The sequence below is a fragment of the Chryseobacterium sp. PCH239 genome (assembly GCF_018924625.1).
Classification (GTDB): Bacteria; Bacteroidota; Bacteroidia; order Flavobacteriales; family Weeksellaceae; genus Chryseobacterium; species Chryseobacterium cucumeris.
Window position 1 is genome coordinate 1630148 of the sequence record NZ_CP073027.1, and the last position, 14019, is coordinate 1644166.

Annotated in this window: 8 protein-coding genes; 1 reads left to right on the top strand and 7 read right to left on the bottom strand. The window is 35.5% G+C overall.

Features of this window, described 5'->3' with window-relative positions:
* Positions 1-150 precede the first annotated feature (150 nt).
* The 4 genes from KBP46_RS07485 to KBP46_RS07500 are packed head-to-tail and all read right to left on the bottom strand — an operon-like array spanning position 151 to position 9087.
* The gene (locus KBP46_RS07485) at positions 151-672 is read right to left on the bottom strand and encodes a hypothetical protein (protein WP_216445040.1); all 522 of its coding nucleotides are present in this window, start codon (positions 670-672) and stop codon (positions 151-153) included.
* Positions 673-676: 4 nt separating this feature from the next.
* Complete coding sequence (locus tag KBP46_RS07490; protein ID WP_216445041.1) at positions 677-4261, bottom strand: DUF6443 domain-containing protein; 3585 nt, start codon at positions 4259-4261, stop codon at positions 677-679.
* A gap of 5 nt (positions 4262-4266) precedes the next feature.
* Positions 4267-7452 carry a hypothetical protein gene (locus KBP46_RS07495; RefSeq protein WP_216445042.1) on the bottom strand — a complete coding sequence of 1062 codons (3186 nt, stop codon included), beginning with the start codon at positions 7450-7452 and terminating at the stop codon, positions 4267-4269.
* Between the two features lie 6 nt (positions 7453-7458).
* The gene (locus tag KBP46_RS07500; protein ID WP_216445043.1) at positions 7459-9087 is read right to left on the bottom strand and encodes a T9SS type A sorting domain-containing protein; all 1629 of its coding nucleotides are present in this window, start codon (positions 9085-9087) and stop codon (positions 7459-7461) included.
* A 364-nt stretch (positions 9088-9451) separates the two neighbouring features.
* Between KBP46_RS07500 and KBP46_RS07505 the strand changes: the two genes are divergently transcribed.
* Positions 9452-10735, top strand: coding sequence for a helix-hairpin-helix domain-containing protein (locus KBP46_RS07505; RefSeq protein ID WP_216445044.1), 1284 nt, complete (start codon positions 9452-9454; stop codon positions 10733-10735).
* Positions 10736-10812: 77 nt separating this feature from the next.
* On the opposite strand, the gene KBP46_RS07510 is transcribed toward KBP46_RS07505, so the two are convergent.
* From KBP46_RS07510 to truB, 3 genes are all read right to left on the bottom strand, one after another.
* On the bottom strand, positions 10813-11985 hold the full coding sequence (locus KBP46_RS07510; RefSeq protein WP_216445045.1) for a hypothetical protein: 1173 nt from the start codon (positions 11983-11985) through the stop codon (positions 10813-10815).
* Positions 11986-12206: 221 nt separating this feature from the next.
* Positions 12207-12929, bottom strand: coding sequence for a 23S rRNA pseudouridine(2604) synthase RluF (gene rluF / locus KBP46_RS07515; RefSeq protein ID WP_062671111.1), 723 nt, complete (start codon positions 12927-12929; stop codon positions 12207-12209).
* 271 nt (positions 12930-13200) lie between these two features.
* Entirely contained in the window at positions 13201-13899 is a 699-nt protein-coding gene (gene truB, locus KBP46_RS07520; RefSeq protein ID WP_062671113.1) for a tRNA pseudouridine(55) synthase TruB, read from the bottom strand.
* Between the last annotated feature and the right edge of the window lie 120 nt (positions 13900-14019).

A 14019-nucleotide genomic window follows, 5' to 3' on the forward strand; every position in this document is an offset into this window, starting at 1 on the left:
ACCCTTGCCATATTTGCAAGGGTTGTCATTTATTCAACATTGGAAACCAAACCATAGGGTAAGTTTATTTAATAAGCTCAAAGTCTGGAGACTTTGCGCAGCGGGGGAAAGACTACCTCAAAGGTAGTCTCTCACATTTATTATATAGTTTTATTCTTCGTAGTCCTTTGAAAATTTTATTCCTTTTATCATAAGCAATTCTTTTATTTCTTTTGATTTTTGATATGGAGATGTTATGCGAATAATTTCATTTTTAGAATTAAATATAATATGCCAATTTTTTACATTGTAATCTATTAGGTCTTTTGCTAAATTGAAATTTTTATATTTAGTTTCTTTAAAAGAGTTTTTTAAAATATTTGATTTTTTAGATGATTCATCTATAACTAATTTATAACCATCTATTTGATAGACTTTAGTGTATTTTGCATCTTGCAATAACATTGGACTTACAAAAGTAACATCCACCCAATAGCTATTTTCATAATATTTACTGGTATTAGCTCCAATTAATAATATGTTTTCCTCTTTACTTAGAATCTTTTCTGAGTTTCTATATTCAATATATGTTTTAACTATATTTTGATACAAATTATTTTTCTTTTGGCTGTTAAAATTATTTATACAACTACAAAGAATTATAATGCACATTAGTAAGAAAAATCTTTTCATATTTCTATTTTTTTGTTCTACCTGTATATACAGACGCTTCATTACTATATCTAAAATAACCTACATTAGGCGTATATTGATATGAATTTTTAATATTATCATACTTTACACGATCACCTAAAGGTAGTGATAATTCACTTACCCATGTTCCATTTCTAAGAAAAGAAGTAAATCCTGATGGACCAGGTTCTGAACCTGGTATATGAGAGTGAACCCTTTCTTGAATAGTTGCCATATTTATAAAATGAGAAGAGCTTGACCCTGGTAGACTTACATTAACATAACCAATTGTTTTAGCTATACTAGAACTCGAATTAGCTGTATGATTGGTAGTTATAATATTTGTAGAAAAACCATCTGAAAAACCTAATCTATCCTGTCCAAATTCGACTTTTGTATTACTAGCAGCAAATTCAAAAAACTGGGTTGCAACATCATAATTTTGTATTTGCAAGTAGGTATATCTAGATGATCCTGCTTCTCCATCATGACCTTGTGTTACAATGTTTTCTGTCTTAGCATCTCCTATCTGCGAATCTCCTGTTGGATTTGATTCTGATACGTTTGTTCTTGCAATTTGTATAGACTTAGATTCATCTTCATTAGTAATTGTATCATAAGTATTATTGTCTTTTGTTCTTTCTATAGTACCATCATTAAATATCTTAATCTTATCTTCTGCCTGCATCCCATCAGGATCAATAAACCTAATAGGATTATTAAAAGCATAATTATATGGTGAAAATCTTCTACTTGTTTCCGCTAACGGATCAACAACACCCCATCTTCCAATATCAGGCATATAAAATCTCGCTCCATAATCATACATTCCACTCTCTTGCAGCTCTTTCCCATTGTACTTATACTTTTTAAAACTATCCTGTCCAAAATAAGCATTACCGGTTTTCAGATGGTTCATCCCAAATGGATAATAATCATTACTGTCCACGATTTCAAGAGCGCCTGTGCTGTTTTTTGCAAAGCTCACTCTTATATTTCCTAAGTGATCCTTGTATTGGTAAATGTACTGATTTTTCTGATAATCATAAAATCCTTCAGAAGTAGGAAAAAACTGTAAATCCGGAGTTTTGGCTGATTGGAGAGAAACGGTAGTATTTTCCAATGAGAAAGCCTGAGGTTCCATTGCTCTTGCTGTCATCAATTCAATTTCTCCTCCCGGATCCCCTCCTGAAGTAACAATATCTCTTTTAAAATACTGAAAACCATCCAGATACTCTGTCTTTTCTGTAGTGGTGGTAACGGTATAATATCCTGAAACACTGGTTACAGCGGTTTTTTCCAGCTTGGTACCATCTGCTCTATACATGGTATTGATAACTTTACCGGAAGGGCCAAAATCTATACTCATTTCCTGAGGAAGATTTAAATAATTATACCTGATCACTGAGATCAGCTTATCCTGCATGGAGGTCATATTTCCATTGGCATCATATCCAATAGGTAATCCAGCTGTACCTTCGTACCCTGTACTATTACCGCTGTTATCTTTAATTTTGACAGCCTGATTACCTGTGTATGAATACGTAAGATTGTCAATTACCGTAGCGGTATTGCTTCCATTCTCCATCACAGAAGTCCTGTAAAGGGCGGTAATATTACCATTTACATCATACTGCAGAGATTCTGTATTTTCTTTGCTGTATGGGTTGTTGGGATTCTGATAGTATCCGGCCGTCAGCCTGTTGAGTTTATCGTAAGCATAACCGTATCTCTTTGGTGTTAACGAAGGATTTACACCCAATGTTTCAACAGATCTCCAGTCTACTTCTGCGATATTGCCGTTGTATCTTGGAAGTACATCTTTACCCGAAAATAGTGCAGGGTCAGCATTGGTAATACCTTCTTTCTGAGTATACTTGATTTTATAAGAAAAAAGCTTGGCTCCTAAATCTGCAAGACTCATCTGGTTTTTGTTGATGTCAGTCATCCACCCTCTGATATTGTAAGCGTAATCAATACTCTGAAGGTTGTTTCCTACCTGCTTGTTGACCAGTTGAGAGAGTTCATTATAACTGTTTTTAGCCAATAGTTCTTCAGGATTGCTGTCTACCTGGTGATAATGTTCCTTCAGCCTGTTTCCATTATCATATACAAAACGTTCTTTTACCGTGATTCCTGTTTCCCCTGCCTTTCGTAAATGAGTAGTAATGGTTTGTAAAGCAAGCCCCGTAAAATCCAGTTTGGATTCTGTGTGGGTATATCCTCCCAAATGATTAATAGAGTGACTGCCAATAGCTCTTCCTTTCTGATCATAATAGGTATAGTTCTTTGTCCACTTGTCATCATCAATGTTTTTTACAAAGCTCATCACAGGAAGTCCTTTGGTACTTCTCCCATCAGCTGCAGGAGCTGCTGGCAATACTGGCTCTCCCTGAATAGTTGAAGGAAATGCAGGATTAAAACCGTAGGCAGGATAAGAGTCATAATAATTTACCGATAATAAAGTGAGCCACTTAGAGGCATGAGGATAGGTGACACCAGGATCGTAATAAACATCCATTCCCTGCCTGGTAAAGACCACAAAATTAGTCCGTGTCATATTATTTGAACCATCAGCCAATGGTTGCTCTGCATTTCGGTCTCCTCCTGTCGCAAGTCCAGTAATCACAACTCTTCCAAACTGATCGTACTGAGTATACAGCCATTGCCCTTTTGTTCTTAATAGAGCATCCTGAGTTCCTACAAGTCTGTCCTGTTTGTCATATACCATATATTCCCAGCCTTTGCCAGGAAGCTTTTTTTCCACAAGTCTTCCCCTGCCATCATAACGGTATTGATAGCATAAAGTATTGAGAAGATCATCCGTAATAGGCTTATGAACAGCCAGAGGAGGAATAACAAAAGCCAGCTGGTCATATTCATTGTAAACATAATAGGTATCGATATGTTCTGCAGAACTCTTTATTTTCCTTACCAACAGAACCTGACCTTTACCATTTTTAAATTCTATGGTTTCATTATCATCCTCATCTTTGACAGAGTTTTTATAAAGCTGGTTAGGGGCATACACTGTAGCAGGCGATAAGCTCAGTACACTTTTAGTAGCCCTATCTATCCAGCTTGTGGTCGTGGTAAACTGATAGACTTCATTCAATCCGTTAGCATCATACTCGAATTTAACAGGTTTAGTGCTCCAATCATTACCTACCTGAATCTGCTGTTGAATCCTGTCCAGAGGTGAGTTTTCCAATTTTTTTTCAGAATAGATCTTTTCATTTCCGTAGGTGGTAGGATAAACACCCAAAGGTCCTGAATAATAGTTCCCATTGCTTGTGGAAAGTTGAGGAATAGGAAGATAGTCTTTCACCTGTCTCCCGAACGCGTCATATTCAATGTGGGTGACAACATCTCTTCCCAAAGGTGATGCTTTTACATTAACAATCTGCTTGGGTCTTCCCAGCCCGTCAAAATACTGAACGGTTTCTGAGGATTTGGTTGGAGAAGTTCCGTTATAATCGAGATACGTTTTGGACTGAATATAGTTTTCATTGCTTGAAATCGTGGAAAGCTGGGCGTAGGTTATATTGGATAAGAGCAACGCTCCTATCGGTATTATCAATTTTTTCATCAGTTTTAGTTTTTATAGTTGTATTTCATTTCCTTCAACACTTTGCCATTCACATCGATCACTTTCTGAAGCCTGTTTGCGGAATCATACACATAGCTTTCCCTGATTCCGGATGGTGGCGTGATGCTTCTTACTCCTACTAATGGATCATACGTAAATGTTGTAATCTGATAAGCGGATAAGGCCTTATTAGCTCTGAAGGTATTCAATGCTGACAAGAAAGATGTTTCATCATTGTTGGGACCAGCTAAAGCGTCTGTATTGGAAGCATTAACAATGGAATCAATTAAAGACTGCTGGATGTCTGTTAATTTGGCTCCTTCTATTTTGGCAATAGGCTGGGTTTGGTTGTAACCCCAGATAATTACCGTTGAAATACCATCTTTTGTGGTGTATTGCTGTAAGTTTCCTTTGTTGTCATATTTATCGTAAGTGACTTCAGTAGAAACAACATTTTGTAAATCGGTAGAGAGTATCGTGTAAGGCAATACTAATCCTGAAGTTTTCAAATCTGCCTCTGATTGATTAAACGGATATAAGGTTTTTGTCTGGGATAATATCTTACTTGTATTACCCACTGTTTTACTGCTTATAGTTTCTAAAGGAATTCCGATCATATTTTTGGAAATCATGAGCTGGTTACTTTTTTCATGGGCGTATTCAAATTGAGTAAGTTGGCTTGCATCAGAAAAATCTACATTTACAATTGTTGGGTTAGTATGTCTATAATTATCGTCATAAGTATAACTGGTAATTTGACTAATCTCACTGTTATTAAAATAATCGGTTGTTGTTATCATTTTCTTTTTAACCCAAGCTGAAGATATTTCATAACGATCTACTGTAAAGGTATAATTACGTCCTAAACAAACTCCATTAGCGTCATGTACAGCACAGGCCATAGACTTTACTCCTATATAATAAGGTCTTATCGTAAGACTCGGGAATCCTGTACTGTAATCATTTGAAAGATTATTGAAATGATTATCAAATTCATAGGTGTATGAATCTTTTTTTATAAGTTTATGCTGAGAATTATAATATTTTCTATCAGTTAATATACCACGGGCAAATTGATTATTAGCATAAGTAAAAATTGGACTTCTTGCATTCTTAGGATTGGTATGAGACAGATTCATATATTCATCTGTTATTTCATAGCTTTCTGTGTTATTATTTATATTCTTATTTCTGGTAATAACCTTATCATAAATCGTTGGTTTTCCGTTGATGGTACTGATATTAAAATTTCCAGAATTACTAATGACCATTTGCTCACAGGTGTACCCAAACTCCTGATCCTCCGCTACCTCCTGAATATAGGAATATTCAATATCATCTGCCATGTATCTTCCTGTAGATTTATTGTTTTCATCCCTATAAATAAACTCTGTTTCATGAGTCAGTTGATCTGCATCATTTTTTGTTATTTTTTGTATCCTTATTCCTCCAACAGATTTATTGTACTGTTTAACTTCTGAAACTTTTTCATACCATTGTGCATTCAGAGTAGCATAGTGACTACTACTAACATTTCCTACCTTCCTGATTCTGATTTTATAGGACGGTTTTATATTTTCGACAAATTCATATTCTTTGTTGATAAGAAATGTTCTGAGAACAGTATTGGCATTATCCAAAAGCTCCCCCACAAAATGTGGTCCTTCCGGCAAAGAGCCGATCGGGCCTTCATCAGGGTTGGCTGTACTTTGAAAAGTAATTCTGAAATCTACTGTGTTTCCATTTGTATTAACGTTAAATATACCACCTAATGGCTCAAGGTTAGAAATAAGAAAGTGTTTTTTACCTATTTGTGTTTCAGTACCTTTAAAATAAAAATCATCTAGCTCATACTGCAATCCCATTTTCCCACCCGTAGGATATTGTATTTCTTTTAAACTACCAGAAACAGCATAATTAATATCAGGATTTTTATCATCTCCAAACCCATAAATTTTATCACCATATGCAACAAAAGGAATTCCATGATTGGCTAATTTACCATTATAAAAGCCTACAAAGTCTGTTTGATCTGATAATCTGTTAGGTAATGGATTATTCTCATAATATTGAAGTTTATATTTTGAATTGTCTTTTAGGTTTACCACTTCTTTTAACTTCAGCCTTTTCATCAGATAGGGGATTTCAGAATCATAGCCGGGAGCCGATGGAGAATCTGTACTTGTAAAATAATCTTTTACCAAACTATAATCTGATATTAGTGTCTGCTGAGGATTTCTGACTTCTATTTTATTTAAAGAAAGTCCGTTATTAATATCTTCACGATTACCATAGATGAACTTTACTTCACCACCTTCAAATTCAATGCTTTGCAACACGCTTTCAGAAAGCACATTGGTCTTTGTGACAAATTCTTCATAAGTTATACCGTTCTGGTATACACATGCTCTTGGAATTTTAAGCCCTTTATAAAAGTTATTCAGGTAACTGTAACTACTTGCCTGGTAATTAAACTTTATTTCTTTTCCTGTTGGTAAAAGAATCCTTGTAATGATAAAATCTGTATTACTGAAGTCATGAGGAGCAGGAGTACCACCACCTACAGTTTGTGTTTGATTTCCTACTTTGAAGAAATACTTTATACCCTGATCATCAGTGAAAACAAATGCATCTTCTATTTTTACAGTACTAAAGGGAATCTGAATAATTTTCCCTGAACTGTCATAATAAAATTCTCCTGAAACGTTTCCCAAAGAGAAGGAATAAATATCAGGCTGGGTATCCAGTTGCGAAAATTCCTCTTTGATACTTTTTGCTAAATTATAATCATGAAGATTGCTTTGAACAGGATTGAAGCTATCCGGATTTATATACTGAATCTTACCTTTATCTTCACGCCCTAAAACCTGTTTGGAAAGGGATATTCCTCCTACGGACAGAGACCAGCCAAGACCTACCTTAGAAGCTGTTTCTTTTACCTTTACTCCTGATGCATGATATTTCAAAGAAATCGGAAGGGTAAAATCTCCTACTTTTATGGTATATATTGGGATATCAATACCAACAGTTCCTGTATGCGTAGATGTTGGAATATCTGTATGCTTTGATAGTTGGCTGGCATCAGGTGACTTTATTGTCAGATTATATTTACTTTCCTTTGCTTCTACAGATTGTGAATAGCCAAGGGCATATCCACAGATAATAAGAGAAGCTGCAATTATCTTTTTCATCGTAGTTTATTTCTTAATTAATTTAGCATTTGCCGTTTTATGGTTATCTGTTTTTATCGTCACCAGATAAGCTCCCTGAATTAGTGCCTGGGTATTTAGCTTTGTGACTTTGTTTTTGGTAGTAATGTTTTGAAGCTGTCTTCCAGACATATCGTATAACAGTATAGTGGCATCCTTAAAATCAAAACCGATTTCTACATAAGCATAGTCAGATACAGGATTTGGATAGATCTTGATATCATATTTTTCAATCAGCTGATCAACCTGTTTGTCGCCCAGCTTTACAATTTTCCAGTTTTCTTTACCCAGCTCTTCTGCACTGGTTCCAGCAAGAATAATGGAACCGTCTCTGTTGAGTTTTAAATCAGAAAGTCTTTCTTCTTTTTGTCTGGATTCTCCTTTTACGTGTTTTCTCCACTGCTCATTGCCATTCTGATCCAAATACAGCATCCAGAAGGTTTCATCATCAGTTTGAATTCTTCCTTCAGCCTGGGTATAACCTCCTAAAAGAATACCTTTAGAAGATTTATCGTCAGCAGAATGAAGAACACTCATACCCATCAAAATATCTCTGTTTTTGAAATTGTAGGATTTCTGCCACTGCTCTTCTCCTCTTTCATTGAGAGCAATCAGCCATAGGTCTGTTCCTTCTTCAATGCCTACGGTTTTGTTTCCTGATCTTTCTGATCTTGATTCTCCACCAATGATAAAACCTGTAGAGGTTAGTGCAAGGGTTCTCAAATGATCATCTCCTTTGCCTCCGAAGTTCTTTTCCCATTCTACTTTTCCGTTTTTGTCCAATTTTACGATCCAGTAGTCGCCTTCACCGAAATTTTCCGTGGATTTTGCGATTCGAGATACGGGGTTCGGGTTTTGAACGTTGGATGCAGAATCTGCGCCTCGCATCCCGGAATCTTTTTCAGAACTAGAAATATGAACCTCGGAACTTCTTGAATAAATCCCCAGTAGCGCTCCTCCATCTCTCATTGGAATCATCTTCTCTACTTCATCCAAGCCTTTTCCTCCTAAAATTAATTGGGAGAGTTCTTTTCCGTTTTTATCGAGTTTGGTAATCCAGACATCTTTAGAGCCATAGCCTTTTGCTGAATTCTGTACGTTTCCGGCCACAAAAAATCCTAAATCAGTAGTCTGGATAACCGCTCTGGCTTCTTCATCTGAAGAACTTCCCAACGTTTTCTGCCATAATTCATCTCCAAATTCATTGATTCTGATCAGCCAGATATCGGAACCTCCTTTGGAATCGTCTTTTTTGTCTAACCCTTTTCCGGAATAAGATGTTCCGGCCAAAAGAAATCCTCCATCCTGAGTAGTAACGGTAGCAGAAAGATAATCATGGTTCTGTCCTGAGAAATATTTCTCCCAGACTTCTTGACCTTGTTGATTGAGTTTTAGTAAATGAAAATCATAACCGTTATTGTGCTTACTGCCTGAAGCCTGTTGCTTATTGCTTTGAATAGAACTTCCTGTGATCAAATACTGTTGATCAATGGTTGTAGCGACCTGGCTTAGAAAATCCTGGGTAGAGGATTGGATGTCTTTTTCCCACACCACTTCCTGGGCAGATATGCCCAGGCTCATGCATAAAGTAAATGCACTGAGATAAAGTTTTCTCATCTTTATGTTGTTTTTTGAGTTAGTAATTAGTTTATTAAAACGCAACGAATTTAACACTTTTTAAGATACGAAAATCACAATACTTTAACCTGCTATAAATCATATTATTAATAGTTAGATCTTATTAATATTGTATTGCAATTTGTATCATTATGATGCAAAAATATATGCTCGCTGCGACAGAACCTGTCGTGTTAAAAAATAAATATCTAATCAGAATATTTAGTATCAATTACGAAATTATATCGCCCAAAAGGCAATATTCCCATTAGCTTATCAACAATAAAACACTTTCTCTATATCATATTTAACTAATTCATTATCAACTATTGTCGTGATTTATTTTTATCAATAAGTTTACTGCATGATGAGAAAAAGCTATTACCAAAAACTGGCATTGATGGTCACATTGCTGACTGTTTTATTAGCCTATCAGAAATACACCAGTCGTGAAAAAGAACCTTTTCCTGAAGTTACCTTTATTAAAGATTCTTCAATACGGGATCTATCAGATTTTGATCCTAATATACTGGACAAAGAACAGTGGCTGAAACTTGGATTTTCAGATAAACAAGCTGCTACTATCCTTAAGTATAAAGATATGGTAGGAGGAAAATTTACGTCAAAAGAGCAGTTGAAAAAATGTTATGCTATTTCCGAAGAGAAATTCAGTGAGCTAGCCTCTTTCATCTTGCTTCCTGAAGCAGCAGAAAAAGGAGATTCCAAAAGATTCACTCCATACGGGAAGAAAGGAATTATGATTTCAGCGAAATTCAATCCTGATAGGTTTTCTGTCCACGACTGGCTTAAGATGGGTTTCAGTGAAAAGCAGGCAGAAGCTATTATAAAGTATAGAAATTATCTCGGGGGAAGTTTTATCAGTAAGGAAAAGTTTAAAGAATGCTTTATCATTTCCCCGGAAAATTACAGCAAAATCGCACCTTATCTTTTGCTGCCGGAAAACACTCCGGAAAACTTCAGGAATTTTGCGAAGGATAATACTGTAAAATCCAGAATTCAATATCATATTTTTGATCCTAATCAGCTTGATTTAGAGGGTTGGAAAACACTTGGATTCTCAGAGAAACAAGCAATCATAATCCTCAATTACCGGGACAGAAATTTACGGGGAAGTTTCAAAAGCCTAGAAGATCTGCAGAAATGTTTTGTGATCTCCGCAGAGAAATTTCAGGAGATGAAACCCTATATCAAAATTCAGGAAAAACAACAGGAAAAACAACAGGAAAAACAACAGGAAAAAACAGATTTTTCAAAAACAGATCTTAATACCATTACTTTCAAACAGCTTATAGAATTTGGTCTGGATGAAAGAAGTGCAGGCTCAATAATTGGCTTCAGAAAGAAGCTGGGAGGTTTTATGAATAAGCAGCAAATTTTAACCACCTACAACATAGATCAGGATCTGGTTCAAAAACTGATTTCAATAGCCCCGTTGAATATATCAAATGTACCCCGGTATTCATTAGTAGACGCACCTGAGGAATGGCTTAAAAATCATCCTTATTTCAAATATTCAGCAGACAAAATCATATTCTACCGGATCAGTAACCCTGATGATAAGAAAATATGGAAACTTTTGAAACTGAAACCTGAGTATGAAGAAAGAATGAAATTATATGTAAAATAACATGAACCCTAAAATAGGCGTAAACTCTTCCAAAATATTCCGGAAGAGTTACGTCCTGTAAAATAATATCTTCGATTTTAGTGATGCATGTAGTTGCTTGGCCCATTAGTCCCTTCAATGGATTCCGGCAGTATTCCGTATTTATTACGTAAATCTACTGTGCCTAATTTTTTTTCCGTATTAATATCAATTATACTGATCGTACCGGAATTTAAGTTGGGAAGATCCAATAAATTATTCTGTACTGCTACAACTTCTTTTCCTGATTTGGTTTTAAAGAAAGCCATATGATGTGCGCCTTTATCCGCATCCAGAGTCTTCAAAAGCTTTAGTTGAGGAAGATTATTAATATCAAAGACAAGTACTTTTCCAGGTTCTGCAAAACTCACGTACAATTTGTTGGTATCATCGATATACATTTCAAGTGCCCAGCCTAAACCTTTTGTGCTTCCGTCAAAAATCTTAGTAAAAGCATCATATTTTTTGGTTATAGCATTATAGGGAGCTATCCAGATATCTCCACCAAGCATTGTAGTAGCAAGTGCATATTGCGGGAACTTTCCGCGCAGTAACAAGACTTCTACAGGAGCAGATAAATCAGTTGGAGAGTCTGCAACCTGATAGGTTTGCTTTATTTCGTAAGTATTGAGATCTAATAAAGTACAGGTATTACCCATTCCGGTAGTAAGATCAGGGTGAATAGTGGATGATACCATCATCAATCCTTTTTCCTCATTGATGGAAATACCGTGTGGATACATGATAAACTTATTTGGGTTAGTCTGAATGGGTGCTTTAATCGTTTTGATAAGCTTATTATTAGCCGCGTTAAAAACACCTATACTTCCGTCTTTTGGACCTCCTGCTCCACCCATAAAGGTCATAAAATATCTTCCGTCATTGGTAAAAAATAAATTTTCGCCTACCGTATTCTCACCCGTATCAACAGGAATTGCGTTCAATAATATGGGTTGTCCGTTTTGGTCTTGCCCGGTTTTTACTTCGTAGAGATAACTGCCTCCCAAAGCAGTTGTGAACATTTTGTTGGCATTTTGATTGTAATAAATATGGTGAGGCAATACACCGACACCTAATTCAAGCTTACTGCTTATATTTCCAAAATTGGGTGCTTCAGGATCAAGTTCAATAACGGCAATTCCGTCTGGTAATCCTTTTAAACTTCTGTAATCAATGTAAAATGAAGAATCATGTGGATGATCCGGATAATGATTATCATTTTGACAACTCACTAATATTACCAAAGTAATACATACTAGAACTGAATTAAGACTTAATTTCATGATTTTCAGGCTATTATTGTTAATATTATAAATATAAAACATTTTCACTGAAAAATAAAATATATTACACCAATACGTGAAAAAACAATAAATAACATTAAAAAATAATGCTTCCCATAGGTAATACAAGGAAGCATGAAATTAAAAACCGTTAAGTATTTTAGATATTTTTAATCAATTGTTTTACTGGAATCTGCCAGCAGGGAGTTAAGTGTATTCAGTTCCTCATCCGTCATATCTCTCCATTTCCCGATAGGTAAATCAAGTTTGATATTCATGATACGGATTCTCTTAAGTTTTTTTACTTCGTATCCAAGATATTCACACATTCTTCGGATCTGTCTGTTCAGTCCCTGAGTAAGAACAATTCTGAAATTCATTTCATCAATCTTTTCTACCTCACATTTTTTAGTCACGGTATCAAGAATTGGAACACCGTTTCGCATTTTTTCCAAAAATCTTGGTGTGATAGGTTTGTCTACCCGAACAAGATATTCTTTCTCGTGGTTATTTCGTGCTCTAAGAATTTTATTAACGATATCACCATCGCTCGTTAAGAAAATAAGTCCTTCACTTGGTTTATCCAGTCTTCCGATCGGAAAAATTCTTTTGGGGTGATTGATATAATCTACGATATTATTTTTTTCACGTTTTGTATCCGTGGTACAAACGATTCCTACCGGCTTATTAAAAACGATATACACCGGTTTTTCCTGAGGCTCTCTGATCGGTTTTCCATCTACTTCTACAAGATCTTCATCAGAAACTTTGGTTCCTAACTCAGGAATTTTCCCGTTTATCTTGATCCTTCCTTCTTCCAAAAGTTTATCTGCTGCTCTCCTTGAACAGTATCCCACTTCTGATAAATATTTATTGATACGCGTTTTTTCCATTAGTCTTTTCCGTAGCCGGTATAATTTTTATTACTGAAATCGGAGGTCCATAGTTTAAATCTATGAAAAATCATTATCCCATCTTGCAGTTTATGTGATTTGAAAACGATTCCTCCTTTTGGCTCAATATTTTTGAATAGGAAACTTGTATTTTCAGTATTTCCCAATGCAAAGTTAGGAAGAAAATGATATTCTTATGAAAGTAATACCATAATCAATATTTCCTGATGGTGTATTATTTTCAATCTCCTGAGAATTGCTGGTTTAATTTTTACAGACCTTCAAATCTGTACTCGTTATTCAGGAACTGATCTGTAGCATCTTCAATGGCATAGTCACCAATCTTGGTACGTCTCAGCTGTGTCAGATAAGCTCCTACTCCCAATTCCTGACCGATATCATGGGCCAGACTTCTGATGTAGGTTCCTTTTGAACATCCTACCATAAAACTCACCACAGGAAAATCAATTTTAATATCCTTGATGTAATGGATCGTTGTTTTTCTTGCTTTCATTTCCACTTCTTCACCAGCTCTGGCAAGGTTGTATGCTCTTTCACCATCAATTTTAATAGCCGAATAAACAGGTGGTTTCTGTTCAATTTCTCCAACAAATTTTTCCAACACTTCTTTTACCTGTTGTTCAGTAATATGCGAGATATCCTGTTGAAGAATTTCAGGCTTTTCAGTATCATAGGATTCCGTCTGTACACCAATCTTGATCTCTGTCCAATATTCTTTGGGAGCATCCTGAATTTCAGGAATTTTCTTTGTAAATTTTCCACAGCAGACGATAAGAAGCCCAGTTGCTCTGGGATCTAAAGTTCCGGCGTGTCCGATTTTAAATTTTTTAGGAAGATCAAACTCCCTTTTAAGTTTATATTTCATTTTATTGACAGCCTGGAAAGAAGTCCAGTCCAAAGGCTTATCCAATAAAAAAATGTATCCTGATTTCAGTTCTTCAGCAGTCATTCTTTTCCAATATTGTCTATTTCTCTCACTTGTTTGAAACTAACTTTATATTTATTTACAAGATAAAGAAGAATTATTAAAAATACAGTTATTACAGCTTTACAATAATAAGGGGTATAA